General features: G+C 72.7%; 15 protein-coding genes, 1 tRNA gene and 1 pseudogene. 13 read left to right on the plus strand and 4 right to left on the minus strand.

All coding sequences use genetic code 11. The features are described from left to right. Window positions 1-518: 518 nt before the first annotated feature. From DEJ16_RS11120 to DEJ16_RS11165, 9 genes are all read left to right on the plus strand, one after another. Window positions 519-1,757: a CpaF family protein gene (locus DEJ16_RS11120; RefSeq protein WP_110824589.1), complete on the plus strand. Its 1,239-nt coding sequence runs from the start codon at window positions 519-521 to the stop codon at window positions 1,755-1,757. A gap of 365 nt (window positions 1,758-2,122) precedes the next feature. After that, window positions 2,123-2,767 carry a type II secretion system F family protein gene (locus DEJ16_RS11125; RefSeq protein WP_146232867.1) on the plus strand — a complete coding sequence of 215 codons (645 nt, stop codon included), beginning with the start codon at window positions 2,123-2,125 and terminating at the stop codon, window positions 2,765-2,767. Between the two features lie 160 nt (window positions 2,768-2,927). Continuing rightward, window positions 2,928-3,146 (plus strand): DUF4244 domain-containing protein, encoded by a 219-nt coding sequence (locus DEJ16_RS11130; RefSeq protein WP_110824587.1) that lies wholly within the window; start codon window positions 2,928-2,930, stop codon window positions 3,144-3,146. Further along, window positions 3,143-3,568 carry a TadE/TadG family type IV pilus assembly protein gene (locus tag DEJ16_RS11135; protein ID WP_110824586.1) on the plus strand — a complete coding sequence of 142 codons (426 nt, stop codon included), beginning with the start codon at window positions 3,143-3,145 and terminating at the stop codon, window positions 3,566-3,568. Before DEJ16_RS11130 ends, DEJ16_RS11135 begins: the two co-directional genes overlap by 4 nt. Before the next feature lie 613 nt (window positions 3,569-4,181). After that, window positions 4,182-7,001 (plus strand): type I DNA topoisomerase, encoded by a 2,820-nt coding sequence (gene topA, locus DEJ16_RS11145; protein WP_110824584.1) that lies wholly within the window; start codon window positions 4,182-4,184, stop codon window positions 6,999-7,001. After that, window positions 6,998-7,669 carry a dTMP kinase gene (gene tmk, locus DEJ16_RS11150; RefSeq protein ID WP_258365936.1) on the plus strand — a complete coding sequence of 224 codons (672 nt, stop codon included), beginning with the start codon at window positions 6,998-7,000 and terminating at the stop codon, window positions 7,667-7,669. The genes topA and tmk overlap by 4 nt, the downstream gene beginning before the upstream one ends. Window positions 7,670-7,715: 46 nt before the next feature. Then, on the plus strand, window positions 7,716-8,858 hold the full coding sequence (locus DEJ16_RS11155) for a DNA polymerase III subunit delta' (protein WP_110824583.1): 1,143 nt from the start codon (window positions 7,716-7,718) through the stop codon (window positions 8,856-8,858). An 88-nt stretch (window positions 8,859-8,946) separates the two neighbouring features. Next, entirely contained in the window at window positions 8,947-9,603 is a 657-nt protein-coding gene (locus DEJ16_RS11160; RefSeq protein ID WP_110824582.1) for a TetR/AcrR family transcriptional regulator, read from the plus strand. A 47-nt stretch (window positions 9,604-9,650) separates the two neighbouring features. Further along, window positions 9,651-9,723 (plus strand) — tRNA-Thr (locus DEJ16_RS11165). Between the two features lie 101 nt (window positions 9,724-9,824). Here DEJ16_RS11165 and DEJ16_RS11170 read toward each other — a convergent pair. Continuing rightward, complete coding sequence (locus DEJ16_RS11170) at window positions 9,825-11,519, minus strand: alpha-glucosidase (protein ID WP_110824581.1); 1,695 nt, start codon at window positions 11,517-11,519, stop codon at window positions 9,825-9,827. Window positions 11,520-11,725: 206 nt separating this feature from the next. On the opposite strand from DEJ16_RS11170, the gene DEJ16_RS11175 reads away from it, so the two are divergent. The 4 genes from DEJ16_RS11175 (at window position 11,726) to DEJ16_RS11190 (ending at window position 16,562) form a co-directional block, all read left to right on the plus strand. Beyond that, window positions 11,726-12,736 carry a Gfo/Idh/MocA family protein gene (locus DEJ16_RS11175; protein ID WP_110824580.1) on the plus strand — a complete coding sequence of 337 codons (1,011 nt, stop codon included), beginning with the start codon at window positions 11,726-11,728 and terminating at the stop codon, window positions 12,734-12,736. Window positions 12,737-12,807: 71 nt separating this feature from the next. After that, the gene (gene dacB / locus DEJ16_RS11180; RefSeq protein WP_110824579.1) at window positions 12,808-14,316 is read left to right on the plus strand and encodes a D-alanyl-D-alanine carboxypeptidase/D-alanyl-D-alanine-endopeptidase; all 1,509 of its coding nucleotides are present in this window, start codon (window positions 12,808-12,810) and stop codon (window positions 14,314-14,316) included. A 90-nt stretch (window positions 14,317-14,406) separates the two neighbouring features. After that, entirely contained in the window at window positions 14,407-15,027 is a 621-nt protein-coding gene (locus DEJ16_RS11185) for an isochorismatase family protein (protein ID WP_110824578.1), read from the plus strand. A gap of 107 nt (window positions 15,028-15,134) precedes the next feature. Further along, window positions 15,135-16,562 carry an NAD-dependent succinate-semialdehyde dehydrogenase gene (locus DEJ16_RS11190; protein ID WP_258365951.1) on the plus strand — a complete coding sequence of 476 codons (1,428 nt, stop codon included), beginning with the start codon at window positions 15,135-15,137 and terminating at the stop codon, window positions 16,560-16,562. 18 nt (window positions 16,563-16,580) lie between these two features. Here DEJ16_RS11190 and DEJ16_RS11195 read toward each other — a convergent pair whose 3' ends face one another. The 3 genes and pseudogenes from DEJ16_RS11195 to ribA form a co-directional block, all read right to left on the minus strand. Further along, window positions 16,581-18,419, minus strand: coding sequence for an ABC transporter ATP-binding protein (locus tag DEJ16_RS11195; protein WP_110824576.1), 1,839 nt, complete (start codon window positions 18,417-18,419; stop codon window positions 16,581-16,583). A gap of 91 nt (window positions 18,420-18,510) precedes the next feature. Beyond that, window positions 18,511-19,908 (minus strand): MFS transporter, encoded by a 1,398-nt coding sequence (locus tag DEJ16_RS11200; RefSeq protein ID WP_110824575.1) that lies wholly within the window; start codon window positions 19,906-19,908, stop codon window positions 18,511-18,513. 195 nt (window positions 19,909-20,103) lie between these two features. Beyond that, window positions 20,104-20,727, minus strand: a pseudogene (gene ribA / locus DEJ16_RS11205) (GTP cyclohydrolase II); the annotation flags it as partial. Window positions 20,728-20,750: the final 23 nt, after the last annotated feature.

The following is a 20,750-nucleotide window of genomic DNA, read 5'->3' on the forward strand; positions in this document are numbered from 1 at the left end:
CGCGCAGCGGGACAGTCGATCCGCGCAGGTCCTCGCGTTCCGCGTCCAGGAGTGTCGGCGCATCCCCTTCGTGGGGTACAGTGTTCCCTGCCGGGCTCGTTCCCGGTGGCACCGGTCACGATTCCCCCCAATCACCCCGGTGTCCAGGCGGCACCCGTTCCCCCCAACAGGTGCCGCCTCTTCTTCTTCCCGGCTGGACCGCACGGGCGTGCGTCGGACGGAACGGGCGCGACGCCGCCGATCGGCAGCAGGACGCGGCCGACGTGGACAGACCGGTCGGCCCAGCCCCGCGCCCCACGCCGGTCTCGTCGCGCTCATCGGGACCCACTCGTCCCGGTCCGCCCTTCGGCGGACCCGCGACCTCGGCGCCGGATCGCTGCAGCACCCGGACATCCGGAACGGGGTACGAAGGCGATCGTCGGGGTACAAATCGCTCACGGTCGTGACGTCGGGCAGGGCTGTCCACCGGTCCGGCCGGGAGGCGCGGATCACCTGAAGCGCGGCCGTACCGTCGCGCCATGCACCGCCATCGCGCTCCGTTCCTGCCCGGGTCTCCGCCTCCTCACCATCGGCGGCGTGCCGCGTCGTTGGTCGACTTCGAGGAGCTCGCGCCCCTGGTCGCCGACGACCGCGTGACGGACGTACTGGTCCTGGGCGGACGGGGCGTCTGGACCGACCGGGGCGCCGGGTTGGTCGTCGTGCCGGGACTCGTCCTGCCGGAGGACCGCGCCCGCGACCTCGCCCGTGCCCTGGTCGCCCGCGGCGGACGGCACGTCGACGAGACCACACCCTGCGCCGACGTCCGGCACGGAGACGGGATCCGTGTGCACGCGGTGCTCGCTCCGGTGTCCGTGCACGGGACGGCGATCTCCGTCCGGCTGCCACGCGACGAGCGACCCACGATCGACCGCCTGGCCGACCGAGGGTTCTTCGAGCGGGTGCCGCGCCGGCTCGTCGAGCGGGCCGTGCACGAACGGCAGAACGTGCTCGTGACGGGGGCCACCGGGAGCGGGAAGACCACGCTCCTCGCAGCGATGCTCGCGCAGGTGCCGGCCCGCGAACGCATCATCACGGTGGAGGACGTCGCCGAACTCCGGGTCGACCACCCGCACGTCGTCGCGCTCGAGGCCCGGCAGGCGAACGCGGAGGGCGCCGGCGAGCTGGGTCTCGGTCGACTGCTCCGCGAAGCGCTCCGGATGCGACCAGACCGGATCGTCGTGGGGGAGTGCCGGGGCGCCGAGGTCCGGGAGCTCACGTCGGCCCTCAACACCGGGCACGACGGGGGCGCGGGGACCGTGCATGCGAACGGCCTCGACGACGTCGCCGCGCGACTCGAAGCGCTCGGTGCGCTGGCCGGGCTCGGACCCGAGTCGCTCGCGCGACAGGCGGCGAGTGCGTTCGACCTGGTGCTGCACGTGGAGCGCCGGCACGGGGTGCGGCGGTTGGCAGCGGTGGGCCGGATGCACGTCGACCGCGCCGGACGGTTGGTGGTCGCCGACGTCGAGGCCGTGCTGAGCCGGGCGGCGTCGAGCCGGGGCGCGCCGAGCCGGGTCGTGTCGAGCAGCGGGGACCGGGTGGCGGCACCTGAGGGCGCGAGGACGGGCGGGCCGGCCCGGATCGACGGTTGCGGCTCGTCGGCGCCCCGCAGTGGCTCCCGACCCGCGGGCGACGCTCGACGTGATGCGCGGCGGGTCGACGACGAGCAGTGCCGCCGGAGGACAGGCGGGGCGCACCGACGTCCCCGTGACGGCTCGTGACGACGCCCCGCGCGCGGACCGGTGATCGCGCCGGACCGAGGACCGATCCCCTCGGCCGACCGCTGGACCTCGCACGGACGCTGGACCGCGTCGCCGTGCTGGTCGCTGCCGGCGTCCCACCGCCGCGGGCGTGGGCGCTCGTGACCGCGGCGGCAGCCGCACCGACCCAGAGGCGGTCGTACCCGGCCACTGGCCAACCGGAGCCGCGCCGGGGACGGGCGGGACTGGTCCGACGCCGGACCCGTCCATCCCGCAGGACGGTACGAGGACGTGGCCCGGCGGGCGGCGGTCGCGGGTCGTGGGACCCCTCGACCGAGCGGGACGTCGAGGGGGTGCTCGCCGTCGCGGCCCGGACGGGAGCGCCGGTGGCACCGACACTCCGGGCGCTCGCAGTGTCCCTGCGCGATGCCGAACAGACGGCGCGGTCGATCCGCACCGCGCTCGCCGGTCCGCGCGCGAGCACACGGGTCGTGTTGACGCTCCCGGTCTTCGGGGCGCTGCTCGGGTGGGCCTGGGGTGTCGACTCGGTCGGCGTCCTGGTGGGCAGCCCTGTCGGCTCGGTCTGCCTGGTCACGGCGGTGGTGCTCGTCGCGGTCGCGCACCGGTGGACGCAGCGACTCGTGGCCTCCGCTGCGGAGAACGAGCCGATGCCGGGGCTGCTGCTCGACGTCTGGGCCGTGGCGCTCTCCGGCGGTGGCGCCTGGACCGACGCCGGCGCCAGCGTCGACGCCGTGTTCGCCGATCGGGCCTGGCCGCAGCCGGACCGTGACCGGCTCGCGGAGACCCTGGCGCTCGCCGGACGAGCCGGGGTCCCGGCCGCCGGGCTCCTCCGCGCGTGCGCCCTCGACCGGCGGGCGGACGCCGCTGCCGAGGGTCTCGCGCGCGCCGAGCGGCTGGGGGTACGGCTCGTGCTGCCGCTCGGGGTGTGCATCCTGCCGGCGTTCGTACTGGTGGGGGTGGTGCCCGTGGTCGTGGGCATCCTCTCCTCCACATCGGGTGCCTTCGGCTGACCCCTCCACGGACGGTCGCGGGTGCCGATCGCACGACCGGCGCCTCGCCGAGACTCGGACCAGGGCCCGCTGGTCCAGCAACCGCGGGGCCGAGACCGTCCGGCCGGGACCGACGGGCCCGGATCGGACACACGAGACAAGACAGAAGGAAGGACACCACATGGAGAAGGACATCCCGAGTGCGGACCTGCCGCCGGCGGAGGCGCGACCGGAGCGTCGGAGGACGCGGCTGCGGGACGACGACGGGTCCGCCACGGCGGAGTACGCGGTGGTCATCTTGGCGGCCGTGGCCTTCGCCGGCGTCCTGGTCGCGGTGATGCGGTCCGGCGAGGTACAGGTCCTGCTCACCGAACTCGTCCGCACCGCGCTCACGCCGTGAGTCCGCGGCGAACCCGCCCACCAGCAGACGAACGCGGATCGGTCACCGTCGAGTTCGCCGTCGCGCTACCGGTCGTCGCCGCCGTCCTGGCCGCGGGAATCGGCGGCGTGCGGGTCGTCGACGCGCAGGGCCGTCTGCAGGCCGCCGCGGTCACGGCCGCCCGGGCGTTCGGACGCGGCGACGACGACGCGGGCCGCCGGGCGCTCCGGACGGCGGGAGCCGGGTCGTTCCGCATCGACCACACACAGGGCTTGGTCTGTGTGCACGCCGGGCGGGCCGCGGGGAGCGGTCCGTTCGCGGCGCTCGTGCTGCGGGAGAGCGCCTGCTCGGTCGACGAGCGTGACCCGGCCGAGCACGACCTGGGTGACCACGTCGCGGACGGGCTGGCCGAAGACGGGCCCGACGGCGGCGGCCCGTCGTGACCCGGCCGATCCGGATCGCTCCCGGTGCCCGGTCGGGCGGAGCGGCGTACCTGTCCGTTCGGTCTCGACCGTCGGTCGCCGGGCGGGCAGACGACGGAGGATCGGTGGCGGTCGTGCTCGTCGCGGTCCTCGCTGCCGTCTCGCTCGTCGTCGTGTCGGCGCTCGCCGCCGCCGGCCTCCGCGTCGCATCGGCTCGGGCGCAGGGGGCAGCGGACACCGCGGCACTCAGCGCAGCGGCCGCGACGGTCGGACTGGCGCCGGGCCCGCCGTGCGCTGCTGCTCGCCGCTCCGCCCGGGCCGTCCGGGCCGACGTCCGCACCTGCTCCGTCACCGGGGCCGTCGCGCGTGTCGCCGTCGTGGTCGGGTCCGGGCCGCTGTCCGTCGGGGCCGTGGCGGTCGCCGGACCGCACGGCGGCGCAGACGCCTCGGCCGGGGCGACGGACACCGGCCGTGTCGTCCAGCCGGAGGTCGCGGACCACCTCCGGCTCCGCCGGGCATCCCCACCGGAGTGTGTATGGTGTGCCTGTCGGCCCGCCGGTCACCGAGTTCCCGGTCGACCCGGACGCATCCACGACGTCCGTCGGCTGACCAGCACCATCGATCAAGGAGACACGTGCCAGGCACGAAGAAGCTCGTGATCGTCGAGAGCCCCGCGAAGGCCAAGACGATCGCGCAATACCTCGGCGACGGATACGAAGTCCAGGCGTCCGTCGGACACATCCGCGACCTCGTCGAGCCCAAGAACCTGCCCGCCGAGCTCAAGAAGGGCTCCCTCGGCAAGTTCTCGGTCGACGTCGACAACGGGTTCGAGCCGTACTACGTCGTCTCCGATGCCAAGAAGAAGACCGTCGCCGACCTCAAGCGCGCCTTGAAGGACGCCGACGAGCTCTACCTCGCAACAGATGAAGACCGCGAGGGCGAGGCCATCGCGTGGCACCTGCTGCAGGTCCTGAAGCCCAAGGTGCCCGTCAAGCGCATGGTCTTCCACGAGATCACCAAGGAAGCGATCCAGCGCGCGCAGGAAGCCACGCGGGAACTCGACACCGCGCTCGTCGATGCGCAGGAGACCCGTCGGATCCTCGACCGTCTCTACGGGTACGAGGTCTCGCCGGTCCTGTGGCGCAAGGTCGGCCCGGGCCTGTCCGCCGGCCGCGTGCAGTCGGCCGCGACCCGACTCGTGGTCGACCGGGAGCGCGAGCGCTTGGCCTTCGTCTCGGCGAACTACTGGGACCTGACCGCCCGGTTCGAGAAGGCCGACGACGGGACGTTCACCGCACGCCTCGCCCGGATCCACGGGAAGCGCGTCGCCTCCGGACGCGACTTCGACGACCGCGGCGCGACCACGTCCGACGTCGTCCGGCTCGACGAGACGTCGGCGAGTGCGCTCTCCGCGGTCCTCGAGCGCGCCGGCGACGCGGTCGTCCGCAGCGTCGAGTCGAAGCCGTACACCCGCCGACCAGCCGCGCCGTTCACGACGTCGACCCTGCAGCAGGAGGCGGCACGCAAGCTCCGCTTCTCCGCGCGGCAGACGATGAGCGTCGCGCAGGGCCTGTACGAGAACGGTCACATCACCTACATGCGTACCGACTCCGCCTCGCTCTCGCAGCAGGCGGTCTCGGCGGCGCGGAAGCAGGCGACCGCGCTCTACGGTGCCGACTCCGTCCCGGCGAAGCCGCGCTCGTACGCCGGCAAGAGCAAGAACGCGCAGGAGGCGCACGAGGCCATCCGGCCCGCGGGTGACACCTTCAAGACGCCATCCCAGATGGAGGGCGTCCTGCGCGGCAACGACCTCCGGCTGTACGACCTCATCTGGAAGCGCACCGTCGCCTCGCAGATGGCGGACGCCAAGGGGTCGACCGCGTCCGTCGTGCTCGGCATCACCTCGACCGAACCGGTGGAGGGCCTGGCGTCCACGGCGTCCGGCACCGACGTGGAGTTCACCGCGTCCGGCACGGTCATCACCTTCCGCGGGTTCCTCAACGCCTACGAGGAAGGTCGTGACGAGGAGCGCGCCGCGGGGGACTCCGCCGACGACGCCAAGCTGCCGCAGATGACCGAGGGCGACCACCTCGGCGTCCACGACGTCGCCGCCAAGGGGCACGACACCTCGGCACCGCCCCGTTACACCGAGGCGAGCCTGGTGAAGACGCTCGAGGAGCTCGGCATCGGCCGTCCCTCGACCTACGCCGCGATCATCTCCACGATCATGGACCGCGGGTACGTCACGCAGCGTGGAACGGCCCTCGTGCCGAACTGGATCGCGTTCAGCGTCGTCCGACTCCTCGAGGAGTACTTCGGCGACCTCGTGCAGTACGACTTCACCGCCGAGATGGAGAGCGACCTCGACCGCATCGCGAGCGGTGACGAGGACCGGGTCGACTGGCTCAAGGGCTTCTACTTCGGCGGCGACGACCAGCGCGGCCTCCGGACGGTCATCGACAACCTCGGGGAGATCGACGCCCGCGAGATCAACTCGGTCGAACTCGCACCGGGACTGACCCTCCGCATCGGTCGGTACGGCCCGTACATCGAGACGCCGAGCGACGACCCCGAGAAGCCGCGGCGGGTGAACGTCCCCGAGGACATCGCCCCCGACGAACTCACGCTCGAGAAGGCGCGGGAGCTCGTCGAGGCACCCGTGATCGGTGACCGGGTCGTCGGCATCAACCCGGAGACCGGCAAGGAGGTCCTCGCCAAGGACGGCCGCTTCGGTCCGTACGTGACCGAGCGCACCCCGGAGCCCGAGCCGACGGTCGACCCGGCGACGGGCGAGGTCCTGCCGGCGACGGCCGAGTCGGACCCGTCGGCGGCAGCGGAAGCCACCACGACGACGACGACCACCACGAAGACCACCGCGACGAAGACGGCGGCCAAGGGGAAGACCCCGGCGGCGAAGAAGACGACGAAGAAGGCGGCAGCAGCCCCGAAGGAGCGCACGGCGTCCCTGTTCAAGTCGATGGACCCGCAGACCGTCGACCTCGAGACCGCGCTCAAGCTCCTCGACCTGCCCCGCACGGTCGGCACGGACCCGGAGTCCGGCGAGGAGATCACGGCGCAGAACGGCCGCTACGGTCCGTACCTCAAGAAGGGCACGGACACCCGGACGCTCCCGAGCGAGGACGCGATCTTCGACGTCGATCTACCCGGCGCCCTCGAGTTGTTCGCGCAGCCGAAGTACGGCGCCAAGCGTGCCGCCAGCGCGGCGCTGAAGGAGTTCGACGCCGACCCGGTGTCCGGCAAGCCGATCAAGGTGAAGGACGGCCGTTTCGGTCCGTACGTCACCGACGGTGAGACGAACGCGACGATCCCGCGCGGCGAGGAGGTCGAGGCGGTCGATTTCGAGCGCGCGGTCCAGCTCCTCGCCGACAAGCGCGCGAAGGGTCCGGTCAAGAAGAAGGCCCCCGCCCGACGCGCCCCCGCCAAGAAGAAGTGACGCCGGACGCCGCCGTGTCCGGACCGTCGCCCGTCGCCGCCCGCGGGTGGTTCATCACCCTCGAGGGTGGCGACGGCGCCGGCAAGACCACCCAGGCCGAGCGCCTCGAGCAGTGGCTCGTGGACCACGGCCTGGAGGTCGTCCGGACGCGGGAGCCGGGCGGAACGCCCCTCGGGCAGCGCATCCGCGAGATCGTGCTGCACGAGCGTGGTCACGTCGCCCCGCGCGCCGAGGCACTGCTGTACGCGGCCGACCGAGCGCACCACGTCGAGACCGTCGTGCGTCCGGCACTCGCCCGTGGTGCGGTCGTGCTCCAGGACCGGTACATCGACTCCTCGGTGGCCTACCAGGGCGTCGCACGCGGCCTCGGTGCGGAGCAGATCCGGACCGTCTCGGACTGGGCTGCCGACGGCTTGACGCCGGACCTCACCGTGCTGCTCGACGTCGACGTGTCCATCGGACGGGCCCGGGTCGCCGCGGCCCGCGGCGACGTCTTCGACCGCCTTGAGTCCGAAGCGGAGATGTTCCACGAGACGGTGCGCGCGGCCTTCCTCGCGATGGCGGGGGCGGAGCCCGAGCGGTTCCTCGTCGTCGACGCCGCGGAACCCGCCGACACGGTGCAGGGACACATCCGTGCAGCGGTCTCCGGCCGCGTCGGGGTCTCCTGATGCCCGCGACCGGTCGGCCGTCGGTGGCGGCTGGGAAGATCGCCCCGTGAGCGTGTGGGAGGGCCTGACCGGGCAGGAGGAGTCCGTGGCTGCACTGCGCAGCGCCGCGGAGTCGACCGACGGCACCGGGGGCATGACCCACTCGTGGCTCATCACCGGTCCGCCCGGGTCGGGACGGTCGAACGTCGCCGCCGCCTTCGCCGCAGCACTCGTGGGGAACGGTCCGGACGACGACCACACGCTGCGGCTCATCGCCGCGGGCACGCATCCGGACGTGTCGCGGCTCACCACCCAGCGGGTCATCATCACCATCGACGAGATCCGTGCGCTCGTGACCTCGTCGCACTTCTCGCCCTCGGTCGGCCGGTACCGCGTGATGATCGTCGAGGACGCCGACCGGATGACCGAACGCACCTCGAACCTGCTGCTCAAAGCGCTCGAGGAACCGCCTGAGCGCACCGTGTGGATCCTGTGCGCGCCGAGTGAGGCGGACCTCCTCCCGACCATCCGGTCACGCGTCCGCTCCGTGCGCCTGCGGGTGCCCGGGATCGAGTCTGTGGCCGACCTCATCGTCGCCCGCACCGGCGTGGACCGGGTCCTCGCGACCGATGCCGCCCGGCAGGCGCAGAGCCACATCGGGATGGCCCAACGGCTCGCCACCAGCGAGGACGCCCGTGACCGCCGCCGTCGCACCCTGACGACCGTGCTCGGGATCCGGAGCGTCGGCGACGCCGTGAACGCCGCGGCCGCGCTGCTCGCCGTGGCGGACGAGGACGCCAAGGCGATCACGCTCGAACGTGACGCCGAGGAACGCGACGCAGCGCTCCGGTCGCTCGGCGTGCAGCCGGGCGGGACGGTGCCGCCGGCGCTCCGGTCGCAGCTGCGTGCGCTGGAGGAAGACCAGAAGCGGCGCGCGACCCGGAGCCTCCGTGACGGGTTGGACCGTATCCTCGTGGACGTCTCCTCGCTCTACCGGGATCTGTTGCTCCTCGGTCTCGGCGCACCGGCGGAACCGGTGAACCTGACGATCCGGCACGAGCTCGAGCGGGCGCTGCCGTCCGTGCCGCCGGCCGCCGCGCTGGAGGTGCTCGACGCGATCGCCACCGCACGACAGCGGATCGGCGCGAACGTCGCGGCCCTCCTGGCGCTCGAGGCCCTGCTCGTCACGGTGGCCCGCGCCGTCCGCTGACCGACGGCGCCGCCATCGGGTGCGCACGGGCCGTTCCCGCGCGTCCTCTCATGCCGCCCGCTGCGGTGCGCGTGCGAGGATCGTGCCCATGACCGATGCCGAACCGGGCCTCCGCGAGCGGAAGCGCCGCGCCACCCGACTGGCGATCCAGCAGGCCGCGCTGCACGTCGCGCTCGAGCACGGTCTCGCCGCGGTCACCGTCGACGAGGTGTCCCGCCGTGCCGACATCTCGCCCCGCACGTTCTTCAACTACTTCCCGAGCAAGGAACAGGCGATCCTCGGCGACGACCCGACGCTGCCGCAGGGGGAGGAGGTCGAGGTGTTCGTCGCCGGCGGTCCCTCGGGCGAACTGCTGTCCGACCTCGGCGCCCTGCTCGTGCACTCGGCGCGTGAACTCGTCGAGGAGCGCGGTCTGATCGGGGAGCGGCAGCAGGTCCTCCGTGCGAACCCGGAACTGTTCAGTCGACGGATGGCCTCGATGCAGGAGTTCCAGGCCGAGCTCCAGACGGTGGTCGAGCGGCGGCTCCAGCGCGACGCCACCCTGAGCGGTGACGAGGCCACCGCGGACGCCGATGTCCCTCCGGCCCTCCGCCGACGTGCCCGGCTCGCGACGCTCGTCGGACTGGCGGCACTCCGGCACGCCTGGTGGGAGTGGTCCGAACCGGGGTCGGCGGTGCACCTGACCGATGAGCTGGAGCGGTCGTTCGACGATCTCGGCGCGCTCGTTTCGCGCTCGCTCGTCTGATCCTGTACAGTTGTTTCTCGTGCCGCTCCGGGTCATCCGGAGCGTCCGCCGCCTTAGCTCAGTCGGTAGAGCGATTCACTCGTAATGAATAGGTCGTCGGTTCGATTCCGACAGGCGGCTCCGACCACCCCCTCGTTCCTCCGGGAGCGAGGGGGTTCGTGCTTCCCGGGGCGGCCCGCGTCAGGCTTGGTCGCGGGCAGGGTCGCCGGCCGGGAGGCCCGTCACCGGCACACGTGCACGCGCGCCTCCCACGGACGCAACATCCCGGTCGAGCCCGGCTCCCCGAGGTTCCCGAGCACGAGGTCGCCCGTCCGCCCCGCGATGCCGTCGGGCAGGACGAGGTCCGACGACGACAGGTTCGCGACGACGACGAGCGGTGGGTCGTCCTCGTTCCCGGTCGACCCGTCCGGGAGTGCCCGCGTGAACGCCCACAGCACCGGGTGCTCCGGCTCGAGGAGCGTGAAGGTGCCGAGCTGCACGGTCCGCGACCGGTGCCGCAGCGCGATGAGCCGCCGGTGGTGTTCGTACACGGACCGGTCCCCGGCGGCGCGGTCCGCCGCGACGGTGACGTGCGGCCAGCCCTGCCCCATCCCGATCCACGGCTCCGCGGTCGAGAACCCACCGGCAGGCTCGCTGTCGTCCCAGGGGATCGGCGTCCGGGCGTTGTCACGACTGCGGAACGCCAGTGCCTCGAGCGCCGACGCGGCGGACATGCCCCGGCCGACGGTCCCGCGGAACCAGTTCACCGACTCGACGTCGCGGTACTGCTCGATCGCGGTGAACCCCGCGTTCACCAAGCCGATCTCGTCGCCCTGGTAGACGTACGGCGTCCCGCGGTGCAGGTGCAGCACGGTGGCGAGCAGCGTCGCCGACTCGTAGCGGAAGGCGAACGGGTCGTCAAACTCCGCCCGTGCCGCCGCCCCGAAGCGCGACACCGGCCGCGGCTGGTCGTGGTTCGACAGGTACAGCGAGTTCCAGCCGCGCTGCTCGAGCCCCGTCTGCCACCGCGCGAGCGAGGCCTTCAGCGCCGGTAGGTCAGTTTCCTGCCGGGTGAACTTCGACGCCGGCGCGTGGTCGAGCCCGACGTGCTCGAACTGGAACACCATGCCGAGTTCGTGCCGCTCCGGAGCGGTGAACAGCACGGCGTCCTCGACCGAGACGCCCGGCATCTCGCCGACGGTGAGCAGCGCGTCCCGGCCGGCGAACACCCGGTCGTGCATCTCCTGCAGGTGCTCGTGGACCCGCGGCTGCATGACGTAGGCGTCGCTGTCGCCGGACAGGGCGTCGTCGTCCTTCGCGATGTGGTTGATGACGTCCATCCGGAAGCCGTCGACGCCGCGGTCGAGCCAGCGGTTCATCATGTCGTACACGGCGGCACGCATGTCCGGGTTCTCCCAGTTCAGGTCCGGCTGCTGCGGCGTGAACATGTGCAGGTAGTACTGGCCGGTGCCGGGGTCCCACGACCATGCGGGGCCGCCGAACGCGGCGCGCCAGCGGTTCGGCTCGTGCCCGTCGACCGGGTCCCGCCAGATGTACCAGTCGTGCTTCGGGCACGTCCGGGAGCGGAGTGCCGCGCGGAACCAGGGGTGCTGGTCGCTGGTGTGGTTGACGACGAGGTCCATGACGAGCCGCATGCCCCGCCGGTGCACCTCGACGAGCAGCGCGTCGAACTCGTCGATCGTGCCGAACAGCGGGTCGATGTCCTCGTGGTCCGAGATGTCGTACCCGTTGTCGACCTGCGGTGAGCGGTAGACGGGGGAGAGCCAGACGACGTCGACGCCGAGGTCGGCGATGTGGTCGAGGTGCCGGCGCAGCCCGGCGAGGTCACCGACGCCGTCGCCGTTCCCGTCGGCGAAGCTCCGTGGGTACACCTGGTAGACGACGGCTCTCGTCCACCACGGTTCCGGTCCGGTCACGGCGCCTCCTCGCGTCCGGTCCGTGCGCTCGGCGCGCGGACCAACCACCTGTCGGACTGGAGGCCTGTCACCCGCCCGGTGCGGGCCTCCCGTCCGTCTCCTGGTGGACAGCACGGTACGCCGCGCGTCCTGACCGGGCACGGACCGACGGGTGCTCGGTGCAGGCGACACCGGTCCCGTCACGGCGCGCCTGGTAGACAGGCCGCATGACCGTTCGATGGGGAGTGCTCGGGACCGGTGGCATCGCCCGGTCCTTCGTGGTGGACTGCACCGCCGCGGGGGTGGAGTTCGTCGCGGTCGGGTCCCGTACCGAGGAGGGCGCCCGTGCCTTCGCGGAGGAGCACGGCATCCCGCGTGCACACGGCGACTACGCGTCCCTCGTCGCCGACGACCAGGTGGACGCCGTCTACGTGGCGACGCCGCACTCCCGGCACGCCGAGGACGCCCTCCTCGCGATCGCGGCCGGCAAGCACGTCCTCGTGGAGAAGGCCTTCACGATCACCGCGGCCCAGGCGCGGCGGGTCCGCGACGCCGCACGCGAGCGCGGAGTCCTCGTCGTCGAGGCGATGTGGACCCGGTTCCTGCCGCAGACCGCGATGATCCGCCGGGTCCTCGCCGAGGGGCGGATCGGGACGCCGCGGTTGGTCGAGGCGACCCACCACCAGGCCCTCCCGACCGACCCGCGGCACCGGCTCAACGACCCGGCGCTCGGTGGCGGCGCCCTCCTCGACCTCGGGGTGTACCCCGTCTCGTTCGCGGTCGACGTCCTCGGCGTCCCGACCGGTCTCGTGGCGGCCGGCACGCTCAGTGACCAGGGCGTCGACACCCAGATGGGGATCGTGATGACGCACGAGGGCGGTGCGCAGTCGACCGTGCACTTCGCGCTCGACGTGCGGAGCCCGAACAGCGCGTCGATCATCGGGACGGCTGGGCGGATCGACATCGACCCGACCTGGTACACGCCGACCACCTGGCGCATCCGGGACGCGGACGGGGCAGTGATCGAGGAGTTCGACGGGCGCGAGGAGCTCGCCGGCTACGCGCACGAGGCCCGTGCCCTCGAGGCCGCGGTCACGGCGGCGCCCGCCGGGGGCGGACCGGTCGAGACCGCGGAGGACGGTCCGGCCGGCATCGACCACACCGTCGCGGTGATGGCGGTCATGGACGAGGCACGTCGCCAGGTGGGCGTCCGCTACGCGGCCGACGACGCCGACTGACCGGCCGTTCCCGCACCGGACGGCCGGTCCCGCCCTGGAGGCCCGACCGCGCGTCTCGTAGGATCGTCCCGATGTCCGAGCAGTCACCCGAGCCGTCCGCCGGCGGTCCCGTCTCCCGTTCCGTCGCCGCGCTCCGTGCCTCCGCGAACCGCCGACCGGTCCCGTGGGCGATCGGCGGGCTCGTCGCGGTCCTCGTCGTCGGGTCCGGCGGCGCGGTCGCCGTGGGTGCTGCGAGCGGGGAGCAGCCGCGAGCCGCGGTGTCCGCCAGCGCCGCCCGGACGCCGACCGCCAGCGCGACGCCGACCGTGAGCCCCTCGGCGTCCCCGGAGCCGACGGCGACCGTCACGCCCACCGCGAAGCCGACCCCGACCCCGACGCCGAGCGCCCGTGCCGCCGCGCGGACCTGCTCGATCGCCGGTGCCGCCTCCGCGAGCGGCCTCGGTCGGTTCGAGGGGTACGTGATGAACGCGACCACCGGTGAGGAACTGTTCTCCCGCGACGGCGGCACCCCGGCCCAGACCGGCAGCGTGATGAAGACCCTCACGAGCGCGACCGCACTCGCCGTGCTCGGGGGCGACCACACCATCCCGACCACCGTCACCGACGAGGGCGACGGCACGATCGCCCTCGTCGGGCACGGTGACGCGACCCTGTCGGCGGGCAACGGCACCGTCTACCCCGGTGCACCCACGCTGCAGCAGCTCGCGCAGCAGGTGAAGGCCCGCCTCGGCGACGCGCCCGTCCGGTCGATCGTCGCGGACGGCACGTGGTGGAGCGAGGCCGACGCCTGGCACCCCACCTGGCCGGTGAGCGAGCGCACGATCGGCTACCAGCCCGAGGTGACCGCGCTCATGGTCGACGGTGACCGTGCGAACCCGGCCGCCGCCACCTCACCGCGCTCCGAGGACCCGATCGGCCGGGCCGGTGACGCGTTCCGGACGGCCCTGGTCAACGCAGGGGTCGTCGGGGCCGCGACGGCACCGGTCACGAAGCGCGCGACGACCTCGCAGGCCACGATCGCGCAGGTGCAGTCGCAGCCGGTCTCCACGCTCATCGGGCAGATGATCCCGAACTCGGACAACACCCTCGCCGAGATGCTCGCGCGGGTGTCCTCGAAGGAGGCCGGTGCGGGCGGGACCGCGGCGTCGCTCACCGGGGTGTACGCCTCGGCCCTGCGCGGCTACGGGGTCGACCCGGCCGGGATCACGATCATCGACGGTTCCGGGGAGAGTGCGGCCAACGCCGTGTCGCCGTCCTTCGTCGCCCACCTCATGGTCCCGGTGACCCGGGGTGAGCGAGGGCTCGGGACGCTCGCATCGGTGCTGCCGGTGTCCGGCGTCTCGGGCACCCTGTCGAGCCGCTTCACGGGGGCGAACGCCGACGCCCGGGGCAAGGTCCACGCCAAGACCGGGTGGATCGACAGTGCGAACACCCTGGGCGGCTTCATCGACGCCGCAGACGGCACGAAGCTGACGTTCGCGTTCTACGCCATCGGGTCGTCGCGGGCCGCCGCATTGCCGGCGCTCGACGCCGTGACGGCCGCCGCCTACCGCTGCGGCGGGTCCCTCGCCGCCTCCTGACCCGGCGCTCGCTGCGTCCTGACCCCGGCGTACCTGGCCGGACGGGTGCCCCGTCAACGGGTGCTCTGGTGCCAGGTGTTGGATGGGGTCATGGCTCGGGCACTGCTCATCATCGACGTCCAGAACGACTTCACCGAGGGCGGCGCGCTCGCGGTCGACGGAGGAGCGGCGGTGGCCGGACGGATCACCGCCTTCCTCCGACGGCACGCCGACGAGTACGACCTCGTCGTCGCCTCCCGCGACTGGCACGACGCCACCGGGGACAACGGCGGGCACTTCGCCGGCCCGGACGGCCCCGACTTCCGGACGACCTGGCCGGTGCACTGCGTGGCCGACAGCCCGGGTGCCGAGTACCACCCGGCGCTCGACCTGTCCGCCGTGGACGTGCACGTGCGGAAGGGGCAGGGCGAGCCGGCCTACTCGGCGTTCGAGGGGACGACCGACACGGGCGCGGACCTGGTGGACGTCTTCTTCGACCGCGAGGTCCACGCCGTCGACGTCGTCGGCATCGCCACCGACCACTGCGTGCGGGCATCGGCGCTCGACGGCGTGCACGCGGGCCTGGACGTGTTCGTGTACGAGGACCTCGTCGTCGGCGTCGACCGCGCGGCCAGCGAGGCGGCGCTCGAGGAGGTCCGGGACGAGGGCGGCCACACCGGACGCAGTGACATGGACGAGGGGCGGCAGCGCCCGGGAGGAGCGGTCCTGTGACCGACACGACCGTCACGACCGACACGACCGACACGACCGACACGACCGACACGACCGTCACGACCGTCACCGACGAGCACGTCAGCGTCCCCGGCGTTCCCACCGGCCTGTTCATCGGGGGCTCCTGGCGACCGGCCTCGGGCGGCGCGACGTTCGACGTCCGCGACCCGTCGACCGGCGCCGTCCTCGCGAGCGTGGCCGACGCCACACCGGAGGACGGCATCGCCGCGCTCGACGCCGCGGTCGCTGCACAGGAGGAGTGGGCCGCCACCGCCCCGCGCCGCCGCTCGGACCTGCTCCGCCGCGCCTTCGACCTCGTGCACGAGCACGCCGACGACATCGCCGCGGTGATGACGCTCGAGATGGGCAAGCCCCTCGCCGAGTCGCACGGCGAGGTCGTCTACGGCGCCGAGTTCCTCCGCTGGTTCTCCGAGGAGGCCGTCCGCATCGGCGGCGACTACCGGACGAACCCGGAGGGCACCGGTCGTGGCATCGTGCTGAAGCGCCCGGTCGGTCCGGTCTACGCGATCACCCCGTGGAACTTCCCGCTCGCGATGGCGACCCGGAAGATCGCACCGGCCCTCGCCGCCGGCTGCACGGTCGTGCTGAAGCCCGCCGACCTCACCCCGCTGACGACCCTGTACCTCGTCGAGCTGTTCCGCCGGGCCGGACTGCCGGACGGCGTGCTCAACGTCGTGCCGTCCTCGGACGCGAAGGCACTGTCCGCACCGGTCATCGCGGACCGTCGACTCCGGAAGCTCACCTTCACCGGCTCGACGCCGGTCGGGTCCGCGCTCCTCAAGCAGGCGGCCGACACCGTGCTGAGAACGAGCATGGAGCTCGGCGGCAACGCCCCGCTGCTCGTGTTCGACGACGCCGACCTGGACCGTGCGGTGGACGCCGCCATGCAGGCCAAGTTCCGGAACGTCGGGGAGGCCTGCACCGCCGCGAACCGGTTCTTCGTGCAGGAGGGCATCGCAGACGCGTTCACGGCGGCCCTGACCGAACGGATCGAGGCACTCCGCATCGGGCGCGGGACCGAGGACGGCACCGACATCGGCCCGCTCATCGACGGCCGGGCCGTCGACAAGGCGGCCGGGCTCGTCGACGACGCCGTCGAGCGTGGCGCCACGCTGGTGACGGGTGGTCGGCGGGTCGATCGTGCGGGCACGTACTACGCGCCGACGCTCCTCGACGACGTCCAGCCGGGGTCGGACATCCTGACGACCGAGATCTTCGGGCCCGTCGTCTCGATCACGCGGTTCGCCACCGAGGAGGAGGGCATCCGGCTCGCGAACGACACCGAGTACGGGCTCGTCGCCTACGCCTTCACCGAGGACATGCGGCGCGGGCAGCGCCTGGCCGAGCGGTTGGAGACGGGCATGCTCGGCTGGAACACCGGCGTGGTGTCGAACGCCGCGTTCCCGTTCGGCGGCGTCAAGGCGTCCGGCCTGGGCCGCGAGGGCTCGCACGAGGGCCTCGAGGAGTACCTGGAGACCGTGTACGTGCTCACCCCGGACCCCTTCGCCGCCTGACCCTGCGGGGCGGGGCGCTCAGACCAGCAGCTGGTGCTTCGCCAGGTCGCGGTAGAGCGGGGTGCTCTGCACCAGCTCGGAGTGCGTGCCGATGCCGACGACGCGGCCGTGCTCGAGCACGACGATGACGTCGGAGTCCACGACGGTCGACAGCCGGTGCGCGATGACGAGCAGCGTCCGGTCCTCGGCCACCGCGTCGATCGCCAGCCGCATCTTCTGCTCGTTCACCCCGTCGAGCGAGGACGTCGACTCGTCGAGCAGCAGGATCGGGGGAGCGGCGAGGAGCGCCCGGGCGATCGCGAGCCGCTGGCGTTCACCGCCGGAGAGCATCACGCCGTCCTCGCCGACCTGCGCGTCGAGTCCGCGCGGGTCGCGGTGGAGCACGTCGCCGAGGTTGACCGCTTCGAGCACCCGGACGCACTCGGACTCCGGCGCGTCCGGCGAGCCGAGCAGCAGGTTCGCGCGGATCGTGCCGGCGAGCACCGGGGCGTCCTGTTCGACGTAGCCGATCTGGGCACGGAGCTCGGCCCGGTCGAGGCCGCGGACGTCGAGCCCGCCGAGGCGGATGACGCCCTCGGTGGGGTCGTAGAAGCGCTCGATGAGGGCCAGGGTCGTGGACTTCCCGGCGCCCGACGGTCCGACGAGGGCGACCCGGGTGCCACGGGGCACGCTGAACGACACGTCGTGCAGGACAGCCTGCTCGCCGACGCCGGCGGTGGGAGCGGGGGCACTGACGTCCCCCGACCCGGCCGCTCCGTCCGACCCCACGGCGTCCGGTGTCGCGGCGTAGCGGAACGTGACGTGCTCGAAGGTGATGGCGTCGTCGGTCGCGACCGCGGCGGCGGGGTGGACGGCAGCGTCGTCCTGGTCCTCGGTCGGCAGGTGCAGGATCTCCTCGATGCGTCCGAGCGCGCCGAGGGCCTGCGCCACGGCGACGACCGCGCCGAGCGCCTGCCCGAGCGGCATGATCATCATGAAGAGCAGCAGGATGAACGTGATGAGGGTGGCGATCGTGATCGTCCCCGCCGCCACCTGCGCGCCGCCGATGCCGAGCACCGCGATGAACGCGACCTGCATGACGATGCTCGCGACCGGGACGACGAAGGCGGACATGCGCGCGATGACGAGCCCACGGCGGTAGGCCTCGGTCGCGTGTGCGTCGACCTCGCTGACCTCGCGGGCGGTGGCCCCGGCGGCGCGGATGGTCCGGACGGCGCCGATGCCCCGCTCGACCGCCGCCGTGAGGTCGCCGACCTTCTCCTGCGCGGCCTTCGAGGCGACCCGGATGCGCCGGCTGAGGCCGCCGACGACGACGACCGCGACGATGACGATCACGACGACCACGACGAGCAGCAGCGGGTCGATGACGGCCATCGCGACGACCGCGCCGACGAAGGTGAGGGCACCGCCGATCGACTCGATGAGGCCCTGGGTCAGGACGGCGCGGAGGAGCGTGGTGTCGCTGCCGACGCGGGACACCAGGTCGCCGGTGCGGCGGACGTCGAACTCCGAGATCGGCAGGTTGAGGATGCGGGCGATGAGCTTCCGCCGTGTCGACAGCACGACGCCCTCTCCGGCGCGCTGGAGCAGGAAGTGCTGCACACCGTTCAGGACGCCGGCGACGAGCACGAGGACGACGAGCGCCCACACGAGCGTCGACATGCCGGTACCCTGCTGGACCGCCGTGACGACCTGGTTGACGAGCAGCGGCTGGGCGAGGGACGCCGCGGCACCGAGGATGCTCAGCACGATGATGACGACCATCGCCGGCTTGTTCTCGAACAGGTAGGACAGCAGGCGGCCGAAGGTGGCACGGGGCCCGTCGGTCGGCTTCGGGCGTGCGAACGGGTTGCTCATCGTGCGTCGATTCTCTCACCGCTGCACCGACAGACGGACGGGAGGCTGTCCACCAGCCTGGTGGGCAGCCTCCCGTCCGATCAGGCCGCGGTCAGCGCGCGTCGCGTCCGGCCGCGACGGCCTGCCGCGCCTCGGCCTCGTCGAGGTCAGTGCCGCGCGTCTCGCGGACGAGCAGGAGCGCGACCAGGGTGACGACCGCCGCGATCGTCAGGTACAGGCCGACCAGGAAGATGTCCCCGTCCGGCTTCCACAGCGCGACCGCGATCGTCGGGGCCAGGGACGCCCCGAGGATCGACGCGAGGTTGTAGGCGAGCGCGGAGCCGGTGTAGCGGACGTTCGTCGGGAACAGCTCCGGCAGCAGGGCCCCCATCGGCCCGAAGGTCAGTCCCATCAGCGACAGCCCGACGATGAGGAACGTGACGACCGTGATCGGGCCCTGCGACGCGGCGAACCACAGCTGGAAGGTCAGCCCGAAGAGCGCGATGCCGATCGTGGTCGGGATGAGCGTGCGACGACGTCCGAACTTGTCCGCGAGGATCCCGGCGACCGGCGTGAAGATCCCGAAGAACACGACGCCGATCATGAGGAGGGTGAGGAACTCACCGCGCGTGTACCCGAGGCCGACCTTCGGGACCATCGAGGTCGCGGTGGTGCCGTACGCCAGCGTGAAGGTCGTCATGAAGTAGAAGAGAACGTACGTGGCGACCATGCCGAAGGTGCCGACGACGACGGCCTGCCACGAGGTGCGGAACACCCGGGCGAGCGGGACCTTCGCGACCGAGCCGGTCTCCTGCACGCCGCGGAAGGCGGGCGACTCGACGAGCCGGAACCGCACGTAGAGGCCGATGAGCACGAGCACGGCGGACAGCAGGAACGGGATGCGCCATCCCCAGGCCTGGAAGTCGGCGTTCGGGGTGCCGTCCGCACCGGCCGGCATGGCGGCGTTGATCGCGATGAACAGACCGTTCGCCAGGAGGAACCCGATCGGGGCGCCGAGCTGCGGCATCGAGCCGAACACCCCGCGCTTGCCCTGCGGCGCGTTCTCGGTCGCGAGGAGCGCGGCGCCGGACCATTCGCCGCCGAGGCCGACGCCCTGCGCGAAGCGCATCACGGCGAGGAGCACGGGCGCCCAGATGCCGATCGTGTCGAAGGTCGGCAGGCAGCCGATGAGGAACGTCGCCGTCCCCATCACGAGCAGCGAGGCGACGAGGGTGGTCTTCCGGCCGATGCGGTCCCCGAAGTGGCCGAAGAGGACGGAGCCGACCGGGCGGGCGAAGAACGCCAGCGCGAAGGTGACGAAGGAGGACAGCTGCGACGCGGTCGGGTCCTCGTTCGGGAAGAAGAGCGTCGGGAACACGAGGACCGCGGCCGTCGCGTAGACGTAGAAGTCGTAGAACTCGATGGAGGTGCCGACGAGGCTCGCGATGACGACGCGCGAGCGCGGGTTCGTCTTCGGGGCGGACGTCGGGGTGGCCGGTGCGGCGGTCATGGGCGTGAGGGCACTTTCGCGGTGCGCGCGCTCGCGGGGGAGCGCAGCGTGGGGCCGGACTGCGGACGCCGACCGGTTCGCGCGGGGTGGCGCGGACACCGGGTCGGGTGCGTTCGGGGTGGTGGTCCCGCTCGTGACGGGGTCCTCAGTGTACGACGGATGTCGCCCACCTGCGAATCCGCCCGGAAGGAGCCGTCAGTTGGCCGCGCCGGTCGCGAGGTGGTCGGGGAGCGTGTGGCCCATCCGGTCGCGCTTCGTGTCGAGGTACCCGGCGTTCTGCGCGGAGACACCGACCACGAGGGGGACCAGGGCGTCCACCGCGATGCCGTGCTCGACGAGCTGCCGACGCTTCTCGGGGTTGTTCGTCAGCAGCCGCACGCGCGTGATGCCGAGGTCGGCGAGGATGCCGGCCGCGCCGCCGTACTCGCGGGAGTCGGCGGGGAGCCCGAGCGCGAGGTTGGCGTCGAGGGTGTCGAGCCCGTCCTCCTGCAGGCGGTACGCCTTGAGCTTGTTGATGAGCCCGATGCCGCGCCCCTCGTGCCCGCGCAGGTACACGACGACCCCGCCCTCGGCCGCGATCGTGTCGAGGGCCGCGTCGAGCTGCGGACCGCACTCGCACTTCAGCGACCCGAACGCCTCACCGGTCAGGCACTCGGAGTGCACCCGCACGAGCGCCCCGTCGGTCGGTGCCGACCCGTCCGGAGCGGTCGCGATGACGGCGACGTGCTCCGCGCTCGTCACGAGGTCCCGGTAGGCACGCATCTCGAACGTGCCGTGCGTGGTCGGGACCTTCGTGGCGACCTCGAACTGGACCGGGCTCCCGGGGGTGGCGGAGGTCAGTG

This window comes from Curtobacterium sp. MCJR17_055 (assembly GCF_003224335.1).
GTDB lineage: Bacteria > Actinomycetota > Actinomycetes > Actinomycetales > Microbacteriaceae > Curtobacterium.

Coding starts and splice junctions, on each gene's coding strand:
- DEJ16_RS11120 (WP_110824589.1), top strand. CDS start 519: ATGCACCGCCATCGCGCTCCGTTCCTGCCCGGGTCTCCGCCTCCTCAC.
- DEJ16_RS11130 (WP_110824587.1), top strand. CDS start 2,928: ATGGAGAAGGACATCCCGAGTGCGGACCTGCCGCCGGCGGAGGCGCGA.
- DEJ16_RS11160 (WP_110824582.1), top strand. CDS start 8,947: ATGACCGATGCCGAACCGGGCCTCCGCGAGCGGAAGCGCCGCGCCACC.
- DEJ16_RS11175 (WP_110824580.1), top strand. CDS start 11,726: ATGACCGTTCGATGGGGAGTGCTCGGGACCGGTGGCATCGCCCGGTCC.
- dacB (WP_110824579.1), top strand. CDS start 12,808: ATGTCCGAGCAGTCACCCGAGCCGTCCGCCGGCGGTCCCGTCTCCCGT.
- DEJ16_RS11185 (WP_110824578.1), top strand. CDS start 14,407: ATGGCTCGGGCACTGCTCATCATCGACGTCCAGAACGACTTCACCGAG.
- DEJ16_RS11195 (WP_110824576.1), bottom strand. CDS start 18,419: ATGAGCAACCCGTTCGCACGCCCGAAGCCGACCGACGGGCCCCGTGCC.
- DEJ16_RS11200 (WP_110824575.1), bottom strand. CDS start 19,908: ATGACCGCCGCACCGGCCACCCCGACGTCCGCCCCGAAGACGAACCCG.